We start from the raw sequence: 21,463 nt of genomic DNA on the forward strand, positions 1-21,463 counted from the left end.
TCATATACTTAGACTAAAGCTTAATGCTGCTCTTCTAATAAATGCATCACTTCCTCTGGAGACATATATAGACTACGCAGACGTTCTTTGTAAGCCTCAGAGATATTTGCGTGATCTAGAATAAAGTTTTTAGTTTTTAAGATATAAGTACCCATTCCATGAGTAATGGCATATACATCTGCCGTGCGCTCTACTTCTTTAATATGAGCGCCAGAATACAAATACTTCAGCCCAAAAACCAACATCGCAAACCCAGAACGTTCTCTATAATCCATCACATGACCAAGCTCATGCCCTAGCCATCCAGTAACCACATCACTGGGCACTTCAGAAAAATTAAGTTCATCTTGGTCAATTTGTATTGTTCTTGATATAAGAATGATATACTCACGCTTTTTACGAGACTTCAAGAAGCTTGCCCATCGCGGTTGCGCCTGCATGGTAGATTTCTTTATGTTATCTTTAAATTGAAAAGTAATTGCAGTATTCCACAACTCTGGATAGTGTTCTAAAGCAAGAATGGCTTCATCATATATTTCTTTGGGGATTACTTTATTCTCAAGATTGAGAACCGCATCTTCAGTAGGTATTACATCTTTCTCTATCATGCTTTTAAAGTAAGGTTTATCTTCTCCCTGTGCTGTTAAGAGCATACTAAAGTTAGTTAGGATAATCCAAAAAGCAATGTATATCTTCATCTTCAAAACATAGGTATGAAAAAATTATTAATAACGAGTATTGTTTTTTTGTCTCGCTTTCGCGAAAGCGGACTTAGCACACGCACAATCATTAAGACCAGTCACAGGTACTGAAATCATTAAAAAGTCTATAGCATACCACGATCCAAATGGTCACTGGCAAACATTTAAAGGAGAATTCACCTTGTCACTTGAAATGCCTGAAAAGGCTGCTAGAAAAAGTGTCATTACACTAGACATTCCAAATGAATATTTTAATCTCACCACAGAACAAGATGGTGACACATCATTTAGAGAGATAAGTAATGATACCTGTAAATATACAGCTGAAGCTGAAGAAGTCATCACCACTACCACCGATAGCGATGAGTGCGAGAGAACAAGAATGTATCGGGATTACTACTCCTACTTATACGGGCTTGCTATGAAGCTTAATGATCCAGGTACTCAGATAGATCCTACGGTTAAAAACATCACTTTCAAGGGAAAAAAGTACATCGTGGTAAAAGTGACCTATGACGAAGCTGTAGGTTCAGATGTTTGGCAATTTTACTTTAACCCATCTACGTATGCTCTAGAAGTATATCAATTTTTCAAAGGCACAGATGAGACTACAGGCGAGTATATTCTTCTTAATGACATAGCAGTCATAGAAGGAATTAAAATGCCGAAAAATCGAGCTTGGTATTACAACAAGGATGATGGATACTTAGGAACAGATATACTTATAAAAGATTAATCACTTATCCTTTTGCACGGTCAAAATAGCCTGCTTATAGTTGCGCATACTATAATATTCTTTGTGCAATGAGGAAGCAAACTCTTCTACCCTTGCAAAATTTGCATAAGATGGATTAAGACCATCATTAAACTCCTCGTCTGAGATAAGTAAAGCGATATACCACGTATCGCCATAATCTCTTACAGGATCATCATTAAATATGGCTGGAACTCCGTTTTCTTCCATGATTTTATTAGCCATAGGCCTAAGTAAGTTAACAGTTTTAGTGTTTTTACTTACTTCATAAAACGAGACGTAATAATTATTTCCATCCAGGACTACTGGGACATTATCTTCTACGTAATTGTGCTTTAGGTCATACTTTGTATTTACGTAGGTATAAAACTCATCGGCAGCTTTTGGGTCTGTAAAAATGTACGAATATCTTTTAGGTAGCTTTTTATTGAACTTTTTTGCTTTTTTAATGGATCCATTACTCAAATCAGGAGCTATTGCTACTGGAAAGCAAGATTGTAAAATAACTAAACAGAGTAACCCTAACAAATACCTCATTTCATGTGTTTTAGACAAAACATCAAACAATATACCAAAAACCCCGCTCCCATTAAGATAGGTGCAAGCACAAAAACCCTTACCGAATTTCGGTAAGGGTTTCATATAATAATTGAGAAATTATCCTCGTTTATTATGCCTCAAAAGGCACGATAGAAACGTAAGATTTGTTGTCTCTTTTCTTCTGGAATTTTACAACACCATCTACTCTTGCGTGTAGTGTGTGATCTTTCCCTCCGTATACGTTCTCACCTGGGTGATGCGTATTACCTCTTTGACGTACGATGATGTTCCCTGCGATTGCAGCTTGTCCTCCAAAGATCTTAACACCTAAGCGTTTCGATTCTGATTCACGACCGTTTTTAGAACTACCAACTCCTTTTTTGTGAGCCATCTTGTTTCGGTTTTATAAGTTATACTTGATAGTATAGCAATTAAGCTTTACCACCGTCTAATTCGTCTTGCCATTTCTTAAGCTCATCCCACTTACCATCTGCAGCCATTTGTGCTTGTGCTGGCCATGTGTCAGTTACGTGGTTTCCACGTACACCTGCGATGATTTCAGAAATCTTAGCAGCGTCAGTTTTTGCAAGTTTTTCGAATGTATCGATACCAGCTTCAACAAGAGTTGATGCGATTTTTGGTCCGATTCCTTCTACTTTCTTAAGATCGTCTGCTTTAGAAGATTTTTTTGCAGTAGCTTTAGGAGCAGCTTCCTTTGCAGGAGCAGCAGCTTTAGGCTCAGCTTTTTTCTCTTCTTTCTTTGGAGCAGCTTTCTTAGCTCCAGAAGTAGCGATACTTTCAATTACGATTTCAGTAAGTGACTGGCGGTGTCCGTTTTTTACACGGTATCCTTTACGTCTTTTCTTCTTGAAAACGATTACTTTGTCACCCTTAAGGTGTCTTAAGACTTTTGCTCCTACTAGAGCTCCGTCTATAGCTGGGGCGCCTAAAGTGATGTTAGATCCGTCTCCTACCAAAAGTACTTTGTCGAAATCGACTTTTTTTCCTTCTTCGGTAGATAGGCGGTTAACAAAGACTTTTTGGTCTTTTGCAACTTTAAATTGCTGCCCTGCTATCTCTACAATTGCGTACATAGCGATTAATTAAATATTGTTATTACACTAATAATAGCCCAAACCTCTCAGTTTAAGCGGGTGCAAATATACTACTTATCTTCAGATTTACAATAAGCATCATTTGTTTTTACATAATAATACCAGTCCTCTCTAGAAATTATTACAAAATATTAAAACACAACCTACAACACCTTCAAAACTGAGCAATAAAAAATCAATTTATTGACCCTAGAAAACGTCATAAACTTCATAAATCTATAAATATCGAATGTTTTAATGTAATTGCTTGCCTCTTAACTATTGTAGATATATTTTCGCCCACTTAACTAATCAATTAAAAATGAAACATTTAAAATCAATCATCACATTAATCGTAATAACATTCACCCTCGCATCTTGTTCTACAGATGATGATGGTGGAAGCAACAATGTAAGTGAAGAAAATCTGATAGGCACCTGGTCACTTACAGCAACATCTCAAGAAATCAGCTTTAGTGGTAGTGCACAAGGCAATGAAGTAGATGCAACAATCACATCAACTGGATCTAACTTTGACTTTACCGTTGTATTTAATAACGACAATACATTTTCTGCAAATGGAACTTACGATGAAACAATTACATCAGATATAAATGGGAATGTGTCTACAGAAACCCAAACTATTACAACTAACGACGAACAGGCTGAATGGACTTTAGACGGTGATCAACTTACTTTTGAAGGAGAACAACTCATTGCAGCTGGAGATCTTCAAATTATCCAAGCAGACATAGAACCTTCTTTTACTATTGAAACTCTGAACGAAACAACGTTAGAGCTAAGATTTAATGAGGAACAAAATTTAGGAGTAGACGGACTGTCTTATACAATAAACGTAGTACAAACCTACGCTAGAGTAAACTAGAGCCTTCTAGCATAGAACCATAAAAAAACCGCCAATTGGCGGTTTTTGTTATTTTATTGCATGGGCGTAAATTAAGCTCTTACAGAGTTACCTCTATCTTTTAGAACTTTCTTAGTTCCTTCTGTATTCCAGCTTGGTTTAAATAATTGCATGAAGCAAAGTGACAAGCACACTGCAGTTGCAAAACCTGCAATCGCTACTGTAAACACAACAGAGCCTATACTTGTATTATATGTTTGCTCCCATGGGCCTATCAATCCATCTAAAAATTCTGGATTTATATTACCCGCATATAGCGCAAAAAATCCTGTAAATAATATAGTGGCTACAAATCCTGAGACCACCCCATTAGTAAGACCCTGCGAGTAGGTAAACTTTGATTCGTTTTTAATCTTCGTGTATTTTATAACCTCGTAAATACCAAAACCTACAATCACTCCATTAAAAAGCGAGAATAAAATATTAGTATGTAAGTTAAAAAGAGAAAGTACTAAGAAGTACGCTATGAGGCCTCCGCTCATTGCAAAAGCAAATCTGATTGGCATTGTGAATTTTGACATCTTGTTTAGTTTTTATTTAATAAAGATAAACAAAATAAAAAGACACAATCTTAACTCACTGTTAAATAACAGCTTAACAAACCATTAAGAAACACCTAACTTGCTGAACAAGTCCCAGATAACTACTCCAGCACTCACAGAAATATTAAGAGAATGCTTAGTTCCCACTTGCGGAATTTCAATTACCGTGTCACTTAAGGACACGATTTCTTGCTGAACACCCTTTACTTCATTACCAAAAACAACGGCATACTTCTCGCCTGTAATAGGCATAAATTTATCAAGCATCACTGCTCCCTCTGCTTGCTCTATCGCACAGACATGAACACCGTCTTTCTTTAATTGTTGTACAAGAGCAACGCTATCTTCGGCATACTCCCAAGTAACAGTATCGGTAGCTCCTAGCGCTGTCTTTTGTATATCTCGATGCGGTGGCGTTGCAGTAATACCACAGAGATATATTTTCTCTATCAAAAAAGCATCTGCAGTTCGGAATACAGACCCCACGTTATTAAGACTACGTATATTATCAAGTACAATAATTATAGGCGTCTTTTCTGCTTCCTTAAAGTCGGCAACAGATTTTCGGTTGAGTTCGCTATTTTTAAGTTTCCTATTCATGTGTCAGTTGGTGTAGCCGTAATACTTTATAAACTTACGCTTTCGCGAAAGCGCACTTATATTATTTCTGGTTATAACCAAAACGTTTAAGCTGGTTAGAGTTACTCCTCCAGTTCTTATTTACTTTTACGTAGAGCTCTATATGTACTTGCTTACCAAAGAATTTCTGTAAATCCTTTCTAGCCTCTACACCTATTCTCTTAAGCGCACTACCTTTATGACCAATAATAATACCTTTCTGACTGTCACGCTCTACCATAATTACAGATCGCATGCGTATAATTTCATCCTCTTCAAAGAAATCTTCGGTATCAATCTCTACCGCATAAGGGATTTCCTTTTTATAGTGCATTAAGATTTTCTCACGGATGATCTCGTTTACAAAAAAGCGCTCAGGCTTATCTGTAAGTTGATCCTTAGGGTAAAAAGGTGGGGACTCTGGTAAAAGCTCAATAATTCTATTAAACACCTGCGGCACTCCAAAGCTCTCTAGGGCAGAAATGGCAAATACCTCAGCATTAGGAACCTTTTCAGACCATAACTTTAATGCCTCTCCTAGTAGCTCCTCATTTCCTTTATCTATCTTATTAATAAGCAATAAAACAGGGATTTTTGAGCCTCGTATTTTATTAAAGAATGCCTCATCTTTAAGCTCTTTTTCACCGAGCTCGACGATATATAAAAGCACATCTGCATCTTCAAAGGCACTTTTTACAAAGTCCATCATAGACGCCTGCAACTCATATGCCGGTTTGATAATACCAGGTGTATCACTTAATAACATCTGAAAATCTTCACCGTTTACAATACCTAGAATACGGTGACGCGTAGTTTGTGCTTTTGAAGTAATGATACTAAGACGCTCGCCTACGAAGGCATTCATAAGCGTACTTTTACCCACATTAGGGTTACCGATGATGTTTACAAATCCTGCTTTATGAGACATAATACTTTATTTTAGGCAAAGATACTTTAATTTGCCTCGCTGCACTCGCTACCAAGCGAGAACTGCGGTTATAGATTAATAATTATAGGATAAGAGTTTTGAAAATTGCTTAAGTACGCTTTCGCGAAAGCGTAATGCATCAAGATCTAGGCTTTATCCTAGTCCTATCGTAAAGTACGATACTTCCCGCCACTGCAACATTGAGACTTAAGGTAGAAGGGAATTTTATAAGAAAATGCGACTTTGCAATTGCCTCGTTAGTAAGACCATTGTCTTCGGCACCAAGTAAGTAAACACAACGCCGCGGGTGATGAAAGGTTTCAAGCATCTCAGCACGATCATCTAGCTCTACACCTACAATACGCACACCCTTAGGAAGGTGTTTAAAAAAATCCTCAAAAGTATCGTAATGATAATACGGCATCGACTTTACAGCATTGTGAGTATCGCTCGCCTGCTTAGCATATCGATTACCGATGGTAAAAATAAAACTGGCTCCTAGGTTTTGAGCAGAGCGCCACAAAACACCCAAGTTTTCTGGTGTCTTACCATTCTGTATCCCAATCCCAAAAAATTCGTTTGTAAAGTTGTCTGGTTGCATAGCCACACGCTTAAAAGGGGTTCAATAAAAAAGAGACCGTCACAAGTGAGGCCTCTTTTATTTTACATACTATCAGGTCTACCCTTCAAGCGTTTTTCTATCTTTTTTTTCTTTTCGGTGAGACGCTTCATAGCATCCATTATTTCAGAGTCTTTTGTCTCTTTAAAAATCTCATTCAGTGCAAGAATGAGTCGTTTTGCCTCTCTTGAAGCAGCAACGCGATCACTGGTGGACATATTGCTCATTGAAGCATTTTCAAAAGCCACCGCTTCTTCCATTAATTTCATACAGTATTTCAAATTTTGGCGAATATAAGCGAACTCATACTAATTTACAAGGATTTATGCAAATTTATGTTTAGCAATATTCATTTGTAGAATCAAAAAGCATAAATTAAACTATGGCTCTCCTCACTCACGATAAGCACTGTAAAACAGAGAGATACATTAATCCTTCTTTACAAAGAGATAATATCCGTTTACAAATAGTATTGCAAGATTAGTAATAATGATAGGAATACTACCTAATAACACTCCATACGTTACAAATAATGCACAGCCTATAGAGTTTACAATACGCAACTTGCGTAAATCTTTATTTAAAAATGATAGCAATACAAAAAGACTTGCTAGATAACCGACAATTTCTGTAGGATTGATTTCCATTATTTTTTATTGTTTTAGCACGTAACGCGTACTGACATGAACGCGCGAAGATACTTTACAATCTCGTCCGTCACAAATTTAAAAAGGCTACTTCTTTTCACTACACCTATCAAACACCTTGACTAAAACTAATTGATAGACAATCATACCATTACACCTAGAAACACCTTTAAAATTTGCCAGTTACATTCGGTTTGGCATTTTGTAATTACATTTTTTGATTTCGCTTTGTAACATAAGTTACTGTGAGCATATTTTAATACTATTAATTTTACATAAAATTGAATTATATATGGGTAAATCGATAGTATATAGCATCTTATTTTTAAAATGTCCTCAATGCAGAGAAGGCGAATTTCTTGAAGCACATCCTTATAAGCTATCTAATATGAATAAGGTTAAAAAGAACTGCCCCAAATGTCAATTAAAATATAGCATAGAACCTAGTTTTTATACTGGCTCTATGTATGTTTCATATGGAGTTGGTATTGCGGTTGCTGTGGCCGTTTATGTTTTATCTCTTATTTTTGGTTTAGATTTTGGCCCTACAGGTATTTTAACCAGTATTGTGATTGCTCTTATCTTGACGATGCCTTACATTGGCGCTGTATCAAAGTCGATTTGGGCTCATTTCTTTTTTAAATACGACCCTAACATTCTCAAAAAAGCCGAATAATGATTCAAGAATTAAAAACGAGCTACGGTCATCTCTTTGAAGATGTGCTTATTAATGAGATACTCCAAGTAGGAACTTACAAAGAAGTTCCCGCAGGATTTAAACTCATGGAAATAGGCAGTTATGTAAAAGGCATGCCTCTACTGGTCTCTGGAGTGATAAAGGTACTGAGAGAAGATAAAAATGGTGACGAACTCCTACTCTACTATCTAGAAAAAGGAGATACCTGCTCTATGACAATGACCTGCTGCATGGGGCAAACTAAAAGTGAAATACGAGCCATTGCAGAGACAGACACCAAGCTCATTATGGTACCCGTTCAAAAAATGGAAGAATGGACGGCTAAATATAAGTCTTGGAGAAATTTTGTGTTTGAGAGTTATCATAACCGCCTTAACGAGCTATTACAAACTCTTGACAGTATCGCATTTGACAATATGGATGAACGCCTTTTAAACTACTTGAAAGAAAAGGCTAGAGTAAACGATGAGCAAATTATTCATAATACGCATCAAGAGATTGCTTATGAATTACACACCTCAAGAGTAGTGGTATCAAGACTTCTCAAGAAGCTCGAAAACTTAGGCAAAATCGAACTCCACAGAAATAACATTCAAATTATAAATTTATAGCCCTTAAGTAACTTGGGTTACACCTAGGTATATATTGCAAGTCTATTTTTGCTTCTCAATACAAAGAAGCTCATAATGGAGATACTAGAAATACTTGGATATATAAGCGCCTTGATCATCGGCATTTCTTTAGGTCTAATAGGTGGTGGTGGTTCTATACTCGCTGTCCCAGTACTTGCTTACTTATTTTCTGTAAATGAAAAAATCGCCACTGCATATTCTTTATTCATTGTAGGAGCAAGTGCCCTCGTAGGTGGTTTTAAACAACATCTCAAAGGCTATGTAGACTGGAGAACAGCAATTGTTTTTGGACTACCCGCTATTGTGGGAGTTACCGTTGTGAGACACTACGTAGTACCTGCATTACCAGATATTTTATTTACCACAGGTGATTTTGAATTTACTCGTAGGATGGCAATGTTTGGACTCTTTGCAATCCTCATGATTCCTGCAGCCTTTTCTATGCTCAAAAAAAGAAAGGATAATAAACAAAAGGGAGATGGCACTGTCACTTACAATTACCCACTTATTTTAATAGAAGGCCTCATCGTAGGAGGTATTACTGGAATGATAGGCGCTGGAGGAGGTTTTCTCATCATTCCCGCTCTCGTTATACTAGCAAATGTAGAAATGAAAGTTGCCGTAGGTACTTCTTTAATCATTATCGCTTTTAAATCATTGATGGGCTTCTTTCTAGGAGATGCCTTAACCATGGATATAGACTGGTTATTTCTTTCCATATTCACAAGTATATCATTTGCAGGGATTTTTATAGGCAGTTACCTCAGTAATTTTATAGATGGAAATAAATTAAAAAGAGGTTTTGGCTACTTTATATTTGTAATGGCAATATTCATTTTTTACATGGAGTTTTTTGTAAAACACTAAAGAGAATAAAAATTACAAAAAAGGCTATTTCTTACTATTAGAAATAGCCTTTTTTGTGAGAACACTTGTCGCTACCAAGACATAACATGACAAATATCATAGTTTATAAACTATCTACATTTGTGTAACTTAAGTAACCTACATACTTGAAATGACTGCTTACTTTTATGTTGTTGTAATTTAAAAATCCACATAAAATGAAAGTAGAACAAATTTATACAGGATGCATTGCTCATGCAGCATATTATATCGAAAGTAACGGAGAAGCTGCTGTCTTTGACCCTTTAAGAGAGGTGCAACCATATATAGAACGTGCACAAATAGATAATGCTACAATCAAGTATGTTTTTGAAACACATTTTCATGCAGACTTTGTAAGTGGCCACCTTGATTTACGTAAAAAAACAGGAGCAGATATTGTTTTTGGTCCCGAAGCAAAACCCGCTTATGATGCTATTACAGCAACAGATGGTCAAATTTTTGAGGTAGGCAATTATAAAGTTAAAGTTATCCATACTCCTGGTCATACCATGGAGAGCACAACCTACCTTCTCATAGACCAACTAGGAAACGAGCACGGTATTATAACTGGAGACACACTCTTTATAGGTGATGTAGGTCGTCCAGATCTAGCGCAGCATGTAGTGTCTGACCTCACAGAAGAAAAACTCGCTGGTCACTTGTACCACTCTTTGAGAAACAAAATAATGCCCCTAGATGACAATCTTATTGTGTACCCTAATCATGGTGCTGGATCTGCTTGTGGTAAAATGATGAGTAAGGAAACCACAGACACCTTAGGTAATCAGAAAAAATTCAATTATGCACTTCAGGAAATGTCTAAAGATGAGTTTATAAAAGCTGTACTTACTGGACTTACCGCACCTCCTGGATACTTCCCACAAAATGTCTTGATGAACATTAAAGGATATGAAAGCTTAGACACTATTATGGATCGTGCAACTAAGCCACTTGATCCAGAAGCCTTTGAAATAATAGCAAATGAAACAGGTGCACTTATGCTAGATACTCGCGATGCCGAAGTCTTTGCAGAGGGTTTTATACCTAACAGCATAAACATAGGCCTAGACGGTAATTTTGCACAATGGGTAGGAGAAATGATTCCTGACGTAAAACAAGAAATTTTATTAATTACAGATCCAGGCAAAGAAGAGGAAACGATTACTAGACTTTCTCGTGTAGGTTATGATTTTACTATTGGTTTCTTAAAAAATAGCTTCTCCTCATGGAAAGAGAGCGGCAAAGATTTTGAAACAATCACTCGTATTTCACCTCAACAGCTAGAAGCCGAATATAAAATGGGACAACCTCTTGTTTTTGATGTACGTAAAAAGAGTGAATTCTCGTCAGAACACCTACTCGGGGCTATTAACGTGCCTCTCAATGAAATTAACCAGCATCTCGCACAATTCCCAAAAAACAAGCCTTTCATTCTTCACTGCGCCGGAGGATATAGAAGTATGATTGCTGCTTCTATTTTAAAGCAACGCGGCTGGCAAGATTTCAGCGACGTACGAGGTGGTTTTGCTCAAATTACAGGGACTACGGTTCCTAGGTCTGAGTATGTATGCCCTACCACTCTGTTATAACCGGCTATTTATTTGAAGAGCTATCACCCTTATAATGGTAAGAGCTCTATTTATTTTTCCCTCTGTAACCTAAGTTACTGTAGCAATTACTCCTATTAGGTAATTTTACATTATTAATAGTTGAGTCCGCTTTCGCGAAAGCGTAAAAAAATATACTTATGAACGTTGAACAAATATATACTGGTTGTCTAGCTCAAGGAGCTTATTACATTGAAAGTAATGGTGAAGTAGCTATCATTGACCCTTTAAGAGAGGTAACGCCATATTTAAATAGGGCAAAACAAGATGATGCAAAAATCAAATATATTTTTGAAACTCATTTTCATGCAGACTTTGTAAGTGGTCACGTAACCTTATCTAAGGCGACAGGTGCTCCTATTGTGTTTGGACCAAATGCAAACCCAAGCTTTGATGCTATTATAGCAACAGATAGACAAGAATTTCCACTAGGAGATGTCACTATTGTATCCTTGCACACGCCTGGTCATACAATGGAAAGCACCACATATCTTCTTAGAGATAAAGACGGGAAGGATCATGCGATATTTAGTGGAGACACCTTATTTCTAGGCGACGTGGGAAGACCAGATCTTGCTCAAAAAATGGGCGAACTCACAGAAAAAGATCTCGCAGGTTTTCTTTATGATAGCTTACGCAATAAAATTATGCCGCTAGCAGATGACGTTACGGTATACCCTGCTCACGGAGCTGGATCTGCTTGCGGAAAGAACATGATGAAAGAAACGGTAGACACACTAGGGAATCAAAAGCAAATGAATTATGCTTTACGTGCAGATATGACTAAGGAAGAATTTATAGCAGAAGTTATAGACGGCCTCCTACCACCACCACAATACTTCCCTCTCAATGTGAAAATGAATAAAGAAGGATATGAGGATATAGATGAAGTTCTGAAAAGAGGCACACAGGCATTATCTCCAGAAGCTTTTGAAGCTGCGGCAAATGAGACAGGAGCCATTGTATTAGACGTGCGTCATCAAGATGAATTTGCCAAAGGACATATCCCTAGATCTATTTTTATAGGTATAGATGGAAGTTTTGCTCCTTGGGTAGGTGCTTTAATTGCAGATGTAAAACAACCTTTATTGTTAGTTACAGATCCAGGAAGAGAGAAAGAAACGATTACTAGATTATCTCGTGTAGGTTTTGACAACACCTTAGGATATCTAAAAGGAGGATTTACTGCATGGAAGCAAGCTTCCATGGAATACGATACGGTGAGCTCTATTACAGCCACTACATTTAAAAACGAATTAGAAAAAGGTAACAAGCCTGTTTTTGATGTGCGCAAAGAAAATGAGCACCTATCAGAACATGTGATTGGGGCTAATAACACGCCACTAGATTTCTTAAACGATCATCTAGCCGAGTTCCCAGATGAGCCTTTTTATGTGCACTGTGCTGGAGGTTATAGAAGTATGATAGCCTCATCGATTTTAAAAAGTAGAGGAATTCACAATCTGATTGATGTAAAAGGTGGATTTAAAGATATTAAAGAAACCGGGACACCGGTGTCAGAATTTGTCTGTCCTACTACGCTCTAGAAAATCACAAAACAAGTGTATCCCTATGAGCGCTATAGCTCTTGAGACAATAAAAATAATTGCTATTAAAGCAAAGACATTCCATAGAGTGATGACTATGGTCTTATTGATTGGTTAGTAAAAAACGAGGTTATCATTACTGATAATCTCGTTTTTAAATTAACATGAAATGTAACTTAAGTTACTGGCGGTGGAGAGCTATAAAGCTATCTTTAATAAATAAAACAATGAAACAAATAATCCTTATTATGTCCATATTATCATTCCTTTTTGGAAGTAAGCCTCAACAAAATAGCAATATCACTGTTCTTAATACAGCAGATTTTAAAACGGCTATCACAAATAAAAAAGTACAGCTAGTAGATGTTAGAACTAAGAATGAGTTCGATAGTGGTCATATACAGAAAGCTGTAAACATTGATATTTTTGATAAGAATAATTTCATTTCTGCTTTCAATTCTTACAATAAAGAAGAGCCTGTTTATATCTACTGCAGATCTGGCAACAGGAGTAAGAAAGCTTCAAAAACCTTAGACAGCTTAGGATTCAAACAGATTTTTGACTTAAAGGGAGGATTTATGGCTTGGCAGTAATGCTTATTCATCTGTTTAAAAACAGGCGTATTCTATCACATTTTTTTAATTACGCTTTCGCGAAAGCGTAACATACCACTCACAAGGCTCCTACATCAAGCTGCCTCTTTAGATAATTATTTACTCAACACATATCTTATGAAAACATCAATTATAGTACAGAACTTAAAATGCGGTGGTTGTGCAAAAACAATCACATCAAAAATATCTGAACTTGACAATATATCAAACGTACATGTGGACACCGAAACTGCTACTGTTTCCTTTACTGCTCAAGGTACAGAAGACGCATTAAGCGTAAAAGAAAAGCTCAAGTCATTAGGCTACCCATCTATTGAAGATGAAAATGGAGTGCTCTCTAAGGCAAAATCTTTTGTAAGTTGCGCTACCGGAAAAATGAAATGACTTATGAAAAAATTATCACTATCACTCACTGACAAACTAGCGATAGACAGAACAAAACTTGCAAACGAGCGTACTTTTCTAGCCTACTTTAGAACCTTTATTGTGTTTTTGAGTTCTGGTCTAGCGATTATCAAACTCGACATTCTCACAGAAATAAAGTGGATAGGCTTTATGCTAAGCATTATAGCGCCTGCTCTGTTTCTAATAGGCTTAATACGTTTCTTATATGTAAAAAGAAGCATTAGAAGATATTACGCAGCTTAAAAGTTAACAATGTAATAAACACTAGAGGCTTTGGACACTTAAAAAATTCATGCTACCCTACTTATACTGGAATAAAATGATGAAGGGAGAAAACGTATAGACCTACATAAACGCGTTAAAAATGAGACAAAATATAAGTTTTGTCTCTTTTTCATTAACTAATGTTTATAATTACCTACCGAGATATAAAAATGAATTATACCGATTTAATTACATCTATCAATAAACAGAAAAAGGAAATCAAAGTTTCCATTTTGTTGAAGCAAGAATCGCAACGATTTACACAGTTGTTATTTAACACACTGTTTGATAATGGAACTGATACAGAAAAGACTCTTGAGACTCTTGAAGCCTTATTTATTACCATAAGAGATCTTGCTTGTCCAGAGATTAAAGGTAGTCCGTGTAAAAAATGGGATGACTTTACACTCGTAATACCTACGCTCTTTTGTAGTTTAAAAAAGGATGCAGAGGCTATTTATAGCAATGATCCCGCTGCACAATCTCTAGAAGAAGTGTACCTAGCCTATCCTGGATTTTTTGCTATTGCGATTTATAGAATGGCAAGAGAATTTTATGAGTTAGGTTTACCACTCATACCACGACTAATGACAGAATATGCACACCAGCTTACGGGTATAGATATTCATCCAGGAGCGCAAATAGGAGAATCCTTTTTTATTGACCACGGAACCGGAGTGGTCATAGGAGAGACTGCCGAAATACATAATAATGTAAAACTATATCAAGGAGTTACCCTAGGTGCACTTACGGTAAACAAGGAATTAAAGAGCATAAAAAGACACCCTACCATTGAGGATAATGTTACGATTTATGCAAATGCAACAATACTAGGTGGGATTACAGTTATAGGGAAAGATAGTATCATAGGAGGTAATACTTGGGTGACAAAGACAGTACCTCAAAACTCTATAGTACTCCACAATCCTAAAGTAGAAATTCGCAATAAAAAATAAATAAGCAATGAATAAGACGCTCTTAGATCAAATAGGAAACACTCCCATAGTCAAGTCTATAGCATTAAATACAAACCCAAATGTGAGTTTATATTTTAAACTAGAAGGTGATAATCCTGGAGGTAGTGTAAAAGACAGAGCTGCTTATAATATGATTAAAAGCGCGCTAGATAGCGGCGCTATAGATAAAAGCACCAAGCTTATTGAGGCTACAAGTGGTAATACAGGTATAGCACTTGCCATGATTGCTGCTATTTATGGTCTAGAAATAGAACTTGTAATGCCTGAAAAGGCAACTAAGGAACGCGTGCAAACCATGAGAGCTTACGGAGCAAAAGTTACACTTCACCCTGACGGGATAGAAGGCGCTAGAGATTATGCTATTAATAAGGTTGAAAATGCAGGATACTTCTCTTTTAACCAGTTTTCAAATGATCATAACTGGCAAGCTCACTACAAAACAACAGGTCCAGAAATATGGAGAGATACTCAAGGTGAGGTAACGCACTTTGTGTCTTCTATGGGAACTACAGGTACCATCATGGGAACCTCAACATTTTTAAAAGAACAAAACAGCGATATCCAGATTGTAGGAGTACAACCTACAGATGGATCTAGAATACCAGGCATACGTAAATGGCCACAAGAATATTTACCAAAAATCTTTAATGCTTCAAAAGTAGATAGAACGATTGAAGTAAGTCGTGATGAGTCTATTGCCATGGCTAGAAGGCTAGCACAAGAAGAAGGAATACTAGCAGGTATGAGTAGTGGTGGCGCAACTACGGCTGCTCTAAAACTAGCTAGCGAACTAGAAAGCGGAGTTATAGTAAGCATCATTTGTGATCGGGGAGATAGATATCTTTCGTCAGATTTATTTGAATAGTGATTGCCTAATTCATAATATAGTATAAATAGAATGAGGGTAGTTACGCTTTCGCAAAAGCATAATCACCCTCATTTGTTAAAGTTATTTTAAAAAAACTAAGTATGTAACATAGGTTACTAAGCCACCTACATCTATAGCGTATCTTTATACAATAAAACTTAACGATAAGCACGCACTATTATGGATAAAGAAAACCTATTGCCAGAACAAGTAATCTCAATGCCAAGAATAGGTGACACAGCCCAGATTTTGAGGCAGTTACGACAAAGGGAACTATCAAAATGTCTGAGTTTGCAAAAGATAAGTGGACAGTGATGTTCTCTCACCCTGCAGATTTCACTCCTGTGTGTACCACAGAAATGAGTGGTTTCGCGATTAGAAAACCAGAATTTGACGCCTTAAACACAGAACTGCTAGGTCTTAGTATAGACAGTATACACGCTCACTTAGGATGGGTTCAAAATGTAAGAGAAAACACAGGTGTTTACTTTGATTTTCCTATCATAGCAGATATTGATATGAAGGTATCAAAGCTATACGGAATGTTACAGCCTAACGAGAGTGAGACTGCAGCAGTAAGAGCTGTTTTCTTTATCGATCCTGCCAAAAAAATTCGTCTTATTATGTATTACCCGCTTAATGTAGGTCGTAATATGGATGAGATTCTAAGAGCGCTAGATGCACTGCAAATGTCAGATAAGCATAAGGTATCTATGCCGCTAGACTGGAAAAGAGGTGATCAAGTGATTTGCTCTCCACCTAAAACACTAGATGCACTAAACGAGAGACTTTCAGATGATTCTGTAGAAAAAGTTACCTGGTATCTCGCAAAGAAGAGTATCTAAAACATTATTATTTACACTTTATAATAAAATAAAAAACAACCATACAATATCTCTATTATGAGCAATACAAACAACATCGGTTTAGACATTTCGACATCTCAAACCACAGCAACACAACTTAACGACTTACTTTCTAACTACCAGATCTTTTACATGAACCTAAGAGGTTTTCACTGGAATATTACTGGAAAGAAATTTTTTGAACTACATGTGAAGTTTGAAGAGTTATATAATGATGCACTCATCAAAGTAGATGAAATCGCAGAGCGTGTACTTACTTTAAGTGCTACCCCTACTCATTCATTTAAGGATTACTTAGATAGCTCAGACATTGAAGCTGCCAAAAATGTAACTGATGGTGAAGAGGCTATAGATAACATCCTTGAATCTTTAAAGGTTTTATTACAAAAGGAAAGAACAATACTTACAACTGCTGGAGATGGTGGTGATGAGGGTACTGTTGCTTTAATGAGTGATTACATCACACAACAAGAAAAGCTAGTGTGGATGCTCTCTGCATACCGCAACTAGCACTTAACATTTACATAATAAAAAAGCCCTTTTGATAAAATCAAAAGGGCTTTTTCTATAGTTACCATCTAAAATCCATACTGTACAAATACAGAGAAATTTCTACCTGGGTCGTTTATAGGTACTCTTGTAAAATCTGCCTGATTTACAAAAGAAAAGTTGAGGTGATTATTATAAGTCTCATCAAATGCATTTAAGACTGCTAGACCTACATTAAAGTCTTTAATAACTTCCATACCAAAACGTATATCTAAGGTTTCATAAGCTGCTGTTTCTTGCTCTCTAAAGCTTGACGCTATATCATCTTGTTTTGATGTCACTGTATAATCTACACTAGCCCAGTATCTATCTTTTTCAAAACTTACTCCTAGTCTTGTAATCAAAGGAGGTGTTAATGGCAGCGACTCATCTAGATCTTTATTTTTAGTATAAACATAAGAGAGACTAGTATTGACATTGAAATAACGAGCAAAATCGATTGCTACATCGGCTTCAAAACCTGTTTTGTAGGCTTTATCAAGATTTACAAAACGCTTTACTTCTTGTGGTTGTGCCGTAGGCATAAATTTACGGTCTAGTGCAGGGTCTACTACAGCTACAATATAATTTTCATAAAGAGAGTAATAACCCGACAGGCCATATCTAATGGCATCAATTCCCGTAGTTAAAACTTTCTTGCCTTTTATTCCTATTTCAAACTGGTTATTTACCTCAGCTTCTAGAAAAGGATTTCCCACATATTCAAAGGGGTCTTGTCCTACAGAAAAGTGATTTATATAACGCTCTATCATATTTGCAGATCTAACACCACGTCCATAAGCTGCCTCTAAAGTCGCATTATCTGACACTTTATGCTTAACAGATACTGTTGCTGAGATATTATGTTCCTCTCGCTGCTCTAAGTTATTATATAGCGCCTGGAAATCTGCCTCTGGATCTTGAATGTCTGAGACTACAAGATCATATCTCACTCCTGCAGTAAGCATAGTCTTATCTGAGAATGCATATTTATTTTCTGCAAATAACCCAAAGTCATTTACATAAGAGTCTTGCCATACTTTATCCTGAAAAATCAAAGGTTCTGCAAACTCCATACCCATCATATTACGTTTTACAACTCTCGTCCTACCACCATCTCTTGCAATAAGCATGGCATCAAGACCTCCATAGAGAATCCAATTATCTGTTGGTTTCATTTTTAACTCTAGCTTCCCTCCTGCCGTAGTAGCATCTATAGCAGATAGCGCCTCTGTAGTCATGAATGAAGGTCTGTTCCCGTTAGACATGATATGGTCTACATAAGAGTAATATGCTTTTACATTAAGCTCTTTTATAAAACCATTTTCCTTCGTCTTCTTATAGTCTATGGATAAAATTGAACTATTATCCTCTTCTGTATCCATTGGTAATCCAGCATGTAATACATCTCTGCCAAATGATTGTCTCCAGTGCGCTTGAATTCTTTGGTTATCGTTTATGTTATACCCTAACCTCAAACCATAATCTAGACTTCTAAAGGACGAAGGAATCTCAACACCATCCCCATCTTCATAATTACCAAAATCACGATAACCAGCATTTGCAGTGATATCATATTTATCAGTTACTTGATTTAGCGATAAAGAAGATACGAGAGAATTACCATTAGATTTATATCCAGTATTTACACGACCATGCAAGCCGTTGTCCATAGATTGAGGTTTCTGAGTCACTAGATTAATCACTCCGCCAAAAGTTGCTCCATACCTCACGGTATAAGGCCCTTTTATGACCTCAATACGCTCTATCTCTTCGGGCACAACATGAGTGGTAATAGGATCCATTCTGTTAGGACAAGCGTGCACTGCCTTTGTACCACCGTCAAATTGAATATTAAGCTGTTCATACTGAATAGCTCTAAATGACGGATCTATGGCATAGTTACCGCGTTTAATTAATGAAAAGCCATTAAAATCATTAAATAAGTCGGCTACATTTTTGGGTTGTACTACTTTCTTAAGAAGATCTGTTTTAACTGTAGTTAGTACTGGGTCCGTATTTCCCTGTCCGGTAACAAGTACTGTATTTAATTGAATAGTTTTTGAAGTTGTTGTGTCTTGTTTTTTTCCTGTTTCTTGAGCTATCATTGATACAGGTATAAGTGCGCACAGAAGCGCAATTCTTTTTATATTCATTGTTTCTTTTTTCCAAATTACATCACAGTGACATGGAGGAAATAGCATACATCTATTTCCTCTCCTTTTCTAAATAAAAAAAGGACACACCTTTGGAGGATGGAAAATTGAGTAAGAAAACATATCACTATACAAAGTCGTGTAGTGATGATTATTACCTTTTGTGGCTGGCAGAAATGCTACTTCTTGGAAGCTCACCTCTAGCTGACAAAAAACCAATTGATCCCACTCTAGAATTGGAGTCTTTTGTTCATCTTGAGATGATGTATTGGCAGCTACTTTAGTTAGATAACATTTACCATTACATTGTAGTTCAGGTTTGTCTTTGTTCTCACATAATTGAGCTACAAAACTTTCTATATCCAGAGTGTACCATCCATAAACGGCAGATACTCTTAAGCTATTGCTCAAGAGTAACAATGATAGTATGGACATGGCAAACAGCTTCACTAAATAAACTTATAGATGACAGGTACGCTTTCGCGAAAGCGTAATTAAAAAAGTTAACGAGTCAAAAATATTGAGAAATCTACCTTCTATAAGCTACCTAGGTTACACAAGAAAAATAAATTAAAACTACACTTGTGTAACCATTGTTACCCAACCAAAAATGTTTAATTTTTATTTTTGTTTACAAAATCTTCAGAACTATGGATACCGAAATTCTTGCTAGAATCCAGTTTGCTTTTACCATCTCCTTTCACTACATCTACCCACCATTAAGTATAGGCTTAGGTCTTATTATGGTAATTATGGAAAGCTTGTGGATACGCACAAAAAATGAACAATATCACATCCTTGCCAAGTTTTGGACTAAGATTTTTGCACTCACCTTTGGGATAGGAGTGGTTACGGGAATCGTAATGGAGTTTGAGTTTGGGACAAACTGGGCAACATATTCTCGCTATGTAGGTGACATATTCGGGAGTGCACTAGCCGCCGAAGGTATTTTTGCCTTTGCTCTAGAAAGCGGATTTCTAGGTATCTTACTCTTTGGATGGAACCGTGTAAAACCTTGGGTACACCTCGTTGCAACCATAGGCGTATTTTTAGGCTCTATGTTTTCTGCCGTTTGGATTGTGGTAGCAAATAGCTGGCAGCAAACGCCTGCTGGTTATCATATTGTAGGAGAAGGAATGAATGCCCGTGCAGAAATTACAGATTTCTGGGCAATGGTTTTTAATCCTTCTAGTGTAGATAGACTTACTCATACGTGGTTTGCAGCATTTCTCGCTGGAGCATTCTTAGTACTTAGTGTACATGCATATTACCTTATTAAAGGTCGTTATGTTGTGATTTCTAAAATGGCTTTTAAAATTGCGCTAGGAGTTGCCACTATCTTTTCATTAATGCAATTAGTCACTGGTCACAGTTCGGCAGAGGGCGTTGCTGTTAATCAGCCAGCAAAACTAGCTGCTTTAGAAGGGCATTATGAGGCAAGTGGTCCAGCAGATTTATATCTTTTTGGTTGGGTTGATAATGAAACACAAGAAGTCACAGGGATTAAATTACCAGGAGGATTATCTTTCTTACTGCATCAAGATTTTGACGCTCCAGTAACTGGTCTTAATGCTTTTCCAGAAGAAGACAGACCTGGACAAGTAAATGCGGTTTTCCAGTTTTATCATATTATGATTGCAATCGGTATGTTCTTCATTGGGCTTACGCTGTATGCTTGTTTTTTATGGTGGCGAGGTACGCTGTTTGAAACAAAATGGTTGCTTAGAATATTTGTGCCATCTGTAATACTAGCTCAACTAGGTAATCAAGTAGGATGGTTTGCTGCAGAGATGGGACGACAACCTTGGGTAGTATATGGACATTTGAGGACTTCTGAAGCTTTCTCACAAGCCGTTACTGCAAATCAGATTGTGTTCTCACTGGTACTATTCTTTGTGGTTTACGCTTTATTACTTTTCTTATTTCTTTACTTGTTAACTAAAAAGATCAAACACGGCCCTTATAAAGAAGACGACGATGATATGGAAGAAAGAACCTTTACTAAGGAAATTACAGAACAGGTAGCAAACACTTTAAACTCATAAC

At 36.7% G+C, this 21,463-nt stretch carries 26 protein-coding genes and 1 pseudogene; 15 read left to right on the forward strand and 12 right to left on the reverse strand.

Annotated elements, in window-relative coordinates:
- Nucleotides 1-20: 20 nt before the first annotated feature.
- Nucleotides 21-653, reverse strand: a complete 633-nt coding sequence (locus tag SJY23_RS02165) for a hypothetical protein (protein ID WP_396597280.1) — start codon at nt 651-653, stop codon at nt 21-23.
- 85 nt (nt 654-738) lie between these two features.
- Between SJY23_RS02165 and SJY23_RS02170 the strand changes: the two genes are divergently transcribed.
- Complete coding sequence (locus SJY23_RS02170) at nt 739-1,437, forward strand: DUF6503 family protein (RefSeq protein ID WP_396597281.1); 699 nt, start codon at nt 739-741, stop codon at nt 1,435-1,437.
- On the opposite strand, the gene SJY23_RS02175 is transcribed toward SJY23_RS02170, so the two are convergent.
- The 3 genes from SJY23_RS02175 to rplU all read right to left on the reverse strand — a co-directional run bounded on the left by SJY23_RS02175 (nt 1,438) and on the right by rplU (nt 3,089).
- The gene (locus SJY23_RS02175) at nt 1,438-1,992 is read right to left on the reverse strand and encodes a hypothetical protein (RefSeq protein ID WP_396597282.1); all 555 of its coding nucleotides are present in this window, start codon (nt 1,990-1,992) and stop codon (nt 1,438-1,440) included.
- A gap of 133 nt (nt 1,993-2,125) precedes the next feature.
- Nucleotides 2,126-2,386 (reverse strand): 50S ribosomal protein L27, encoded by a 261-nt coding sequence (rpmA, locus tag SJY23_RS02180; RefSeq protein WP_013751238.1) that lies wholly within the window; start codon nt 2,384-2,386, stop codon nt 2,126-2,128.
- 40 nt (nt 2,387-2,426) lie between these two features.
- Nucleotides 2,427-3,089: a 50S ribosomal protein L21 gene (rplU, locus tag SJY23_RS02185; protein WP_396597283.1), complete on the reverse strand. Its 663-nt coding sequence runs from the start codon at nt 3,087-3,089 to the stop codon at nt 2,427-2,429.
- 322 nt (nt 3,090-3,411) lie between these two features.
- Between rplU and SJY23_RS02190 the strand changes: the two genes are divergently transcribed.
- Nucleotides 3,412-3,975 carry a hypothetical protein gene (locus SJY23_RS02190; RefSeq protein WP_396597284.1) on the forward strand — a complete coding sequence of 188 codons (564 nt, stop codon included), beginning with the start codon at nt 3,412-3,414 and terminating at the stop codon, nt 3,973-3,975.
- A 71-nt stretch (nt 3,976-4,046) separates the two neighbouring features.
- Here the strand turns inward: SJY23_RS02190 and SJY23_RS02195 are convergent, their stop codons facing one another.
- From SJY23_RS02195 to SJY23_RS02220, 6 genes are all read right to left on the reverse strand, one after another.
- Nucleotides 4,047-4,535, reverse strand: a complete 489-nt coding sequence (locus SJY23_RS02195; protein WP_035335805.1) for a DUF4199 domain-containing protein — start codon at nt 4,533-4,535, stop codon at nt 4,047-4,049.
- Nucleotides 4,536-4,619: 84 nt separating this feature from the next.
- On the reverse strand, nt 4,620-5,156 hold the full coding sequence (locus SJY23_RS02200) for an RNA methyltransferase (protein WP_396597285.1): 537 nt from the start codon (nt 5,154-5,156) through the stop codon (nt 4,620-4,622).
- Between the two features lie 61 nt (nt 5,157-5,217).
- On the reverse strand, nt 5,218-6,102 hold the full coding sequence (era, locus tag SJY23_RS02205) for a GTPase Era (RefSeq protein ID WP_035335803.1): 885 nt from the start codon (nt 6,100-6,102) through the stop codon (nt 5,218-5,220).
- 139 nt (nt 6,103-6,241) lie between these two features.
- Complete coding sequence (locus SJY23_RS02210; RefSeq protein WP_396597286.1) at nt 6,242-6,703, reverse strand: RNA methyltransferase; 462 nt, start codon at nt 6,701-6,703, stop codon at nt 6,242-6,244.
- A 62-nt stretch (nt 6,704-6,765) separates the two neighbouring features.
- The gene (locus SJY23_RS02215; protein WP_013751231.1) at nt 6,766-6,990 is read right to left on the reverse strand and encodes a hypothetical protein; all 225 of its coding nucleotides are present in this window, start codon (nt 6,988-6,990) and stop codon (nt 6,766-6,768) included.
- Between the two features lie 159 nt (nt 6,991-7,149).
- Entirely contained in the window at nt 7,150-7,368 is a 219-nt protein-coding gene (locus SJY23_RS02220) for a YgjV family protein (RefSeq protein ID WP_013751230.1), read from the reverse strand.
- Nucleotides 7,369-7,756: 388 nt separating this feature from the next.
- Between SJY23_RS02220 and SJY23_RS02225 the strand changes: the two genes are divergently transcribed.
- The 12 genes and pseudogenes from SJY23_RS02225 to SJY23_RS02280 all read left to right on the forward strand — a co-directional run bounded on the left by SJY23_RS02225 (nt 7,757) and on the right by SJY23_RS02280 (nt 17,243).
- On the forward strand, nt 7,757-8,044 hold the full coding sequence (locus SJY23_RS02225) for a DUF983 domain-containing protein (RefSeq protein ID WP_225969284.1): 288 nt from the start codon (nt 7,757-7,759) through the stop codon (nt 8,042-8,044).
- Nucleotides 8,044-8,676, forward strand: a complete 633-nt coding sequence (locus SJY23_RS02230) for a Crp/Fnr family transcriptional regulator (RefSeq protein WP_035335800.1) — start codon at nt 8,044-8,046, stop codon at nt 8,674-8,676. Before SJY23_RS02225 ends, SJY23_RS02230 begins: the two co-directional genes overlap by 1 nt.
- Nucleotides 8,677-8,751: 75 nt before the next feature.
- Nucleotides 8,752-9,564, forward strand: a complete 813-nt coding sequence (locus SJY23_RS02235; protein WP_396597287.1) for a sulfite exporter TauE/SafE family protein — start codon at nt 8,752-8,754, stop codon at nt 9,562-9,564.
- Between the two features lie 197 nt (nt 9,565-9,761).
- On the forward strand, nt 9,762-11,174 hold the full coding sequence (locus SJY23_RS02240; protein WP_396597288.1) for a rhodanese-like domain-containing protein: 1,413 nt from the start codon (nt 9,762-9,764) through the stop codon (nt 11,172-11,174).
- Nucleotides 11,175-11,332: 158 nt separating this feature from the next.
- Nucleotides 11,333-12,739, forward strand: coding sequence for a rhodanese-like domain-containing protein (locus tag SJY23_RS02245; RefSeq protein ID WP_396597289.1), 1,407 nt, complete (start codon nt 11,333-11,335; stop codon nt 12,737-12,739).
- Nucleotides 12,740-12,966: 227 nt separating this feature from the next.
- Nucleotides 12,967-13,332: a rhodanese-like domain-containing protein gene (locus SJY23_RS02250; RefSeq protein ID WP_396597290.1), complete on the forward strand. Its 366-nt coding sequence runs from the start codon at nt 12,967-12,969 to the stop codon at nt 13,330-13,332.
- Between the two features lie 138 nt (nt 13,333-13,470).
- Nucleotides 13,471-13,737: a heavy-metal-associated domain-containing protein gene (locus SJY23_RS02255; protein WP_035335796.1), complete on the forward strand. Its 267-nt coding sequence runs from the start codon at nt 13,471-13,473 to the stop codon at nt 13,735-13,737.
- Between the two features lie 3 nt (nt 13,738-13,740).
- Nucleotides 13,741-14,001, forward strand: a complete 261-nt coding sequence (locus tag SJY23_RS02260) for a DUF202 domain-containing protein (RefSeq protein WP_035335795.1) — start codon at nt 13,741-13,743, stop codon at nt 13,999-14,001.
- A 191-nt stretch (nt 14,002-14,192) separates the two neighbouring features.
- Nucleotides 14,193-14,978, forward strand: coding sequence for a serine O-acetyltransferase EpsC (gene epsC, locus SJY23_RS02265; RefSeq protein WP_396597291.1), 786 nt, complete (start codon nt 14,193-14,195; stop codon nt 14,976-14,978).
- A gap of 7 nt (nt 14,979-14,985) precedes the next feature.
- Complete coding sequence (gene cysM, locus SJY23_RS02270) at nt 14,986-15,864, forward strand: cysteine synthase CysM (RefSeq protein ID WP_396597292.1); 879 nt, start codon at nt 14,986-14,988, stop codon at nt 15,862-15,864.
- Between the two features lie 183 nt (nt 15,865-16,047).
- A pseudogene (locus SJY23_RS02275) lies at nt 16,048-16,712 on the forward strand (peroxiredoxin).
- A gap of 57 nt (nt 16,713-16,769) precedes the next feature.
- Nucleotides 16,770-17,243, forward strand: coding sequence for a Dps family protein (locus SJY23_RS02280; RefSeq protein ID WP_035335792.1), 474 nt, complete (start codon nt 16,770-16,772; stop codon nt 17,241-17,243).
- 68 nt (nt 17,244-17,311) lie between these two features.
- Here the strand turns inward: SJY23_RS02280 and SJY23_RS02285 are convergent, their stop codons facing one another.
- Nucleotides 17,312-19,417, reverse strand: a complete 2,106-nt coding sequence (locus SJY23_RS02285; protein WP_396597293.1) for a TonB-dependent receptor plug domain-containing protein — start codon at nt 19,415-19,417, stop codon at nt 17,312-17,314.
- Nucleotides 19,418-19,486: 69 nt separating this feature from the next.
- Entirely contained in the window at nt 19,487-19,852 is a 366-nt protein-coding gene (locus tag SJY23_RS02290) for a hypothetical protein (RefSeq protein WP_396597294.1), read from the reverse strand.
- Nucleotides 19,853-20,067: 215 nt separating this feature from the next.
- Between SJY23_RS02290 and SJY23_RS02295 the strand changes: the two genes are divergently transcribed.
- Nucleotides 20,068-21,462, forward strand: a complete 1,395-nt coding sequence (locus SJY23_RS02295) for a cytochrome ubiquinol oxidase subunit I (RefSeq protein WP_396597295.1) — start codon at nt 20,068-20,070, stop codon at nt 21,460-21,462.
- The last annotated feature ends 1 nt before the right edge of the window (nt 21,463 follow it).

Origin of the sequence: Dokdonia sp. R86516 (assembly GCF_044596715.1) — a bacterium.
Taxonomy (GTDB): Bacteria; Bacteroidota; Bacteroidia; order Flavobacteriales; family Flavobacteriaceae; genus Dokdonia.